This is a genomic window from Streptomyces fumanus (assembly GCF_014655295.1).
Classification (GTDB): domain Bacteria; phylum Actinomycetota; class Actinomycetes; order Streptomycetales; family Streptomycetaceae; genus Streptomyces; species Streptomyces fumanus.
The window spans coordinates 1-862 of the sequence record NZ_BNBI01000041.1; the positions used below are offsets into that span (position 1 = coordinate 1).

Genomic DNA, 862 nt, shown 5'->3' on the forward strand with positions numbered 1-862 from the left:
GGCGGCTGCCCGCCATCGCCGCCATGGGCTTCGACGTCGTCTACCTCCCGCCCATCCACCCCATCGGCACCACCCACCGCAAGGGCCCCAACAACACCCTCACCGCCGGCCCCGGCGACGTCGGCGTGCCCTGGGCCATCGGCTCCCCCGAGGGCGGCCACGACGCCGTCCACCCCGATCTGGGCACCCTGGAGGACTTCGACGACTTCGTCGCCCGGGCCCGCGACCTGGGGCTGGAGATCGCCCTGGACTTCGCCCTGCAGTGCTCCCCCGACCACCCCTGGGTCGACAAGCACCCCGAGTGGTTCCACCACCGCGCCGACGGCACCATCGCCTACGCCGAGAACCCCCCCAAGAAGTACCAGGACATCTACCCCATCGCCTTCGACGCCGACATGGACGGCCTGGTCAACGAGACCCTGCGGGTGCTGCGGCACTGGATGGCCCACGGGGTGCGCATCTTCCGCGTCGACAACCCCCACACCAAACCGGTCGTCTTCTGGGAACGCGTCATCGCCGCCGTCAACGCCGACGACCCGGACGTGATCTTCCTCGCCGAGGCGTTCACCCGCCCCGCGATGATGCGCACCCTGGCCCAGATCGGCTTCCAGCAGTCCTACACCTACTTCACCTGGCGCACCACCAAGCAGGAACTCACCGAGTACCTCACCGAACTGTCCGGTGAGACCGCGGCCTACATGCGGCCGAACTTCTTCGCCAACACCCCCGACATCCTGCACGCCTACCTCCAGCACGGCGGCCGGCCCGCCTTCGAGGCCCGCGCCGTCCTCGCCGCCACCCTCTCCCCCACCTGGGGCATCTACAGCGGCTACGAACTGTGCGAGAACACCCCGCTGCGCGA

Annotated in this window: 1 protein-coding gene; it reads left to right on the forward strand. The window is 69.6% G+C overall.

The annotated features are described in order from the left end of the window. Positions 1–862 (forward strand): alpha-amylase family protein (locus IE316_RS35200; protein WP_506005158.1); only part of this gene is annotated, 862 nt, incomplete at both ends.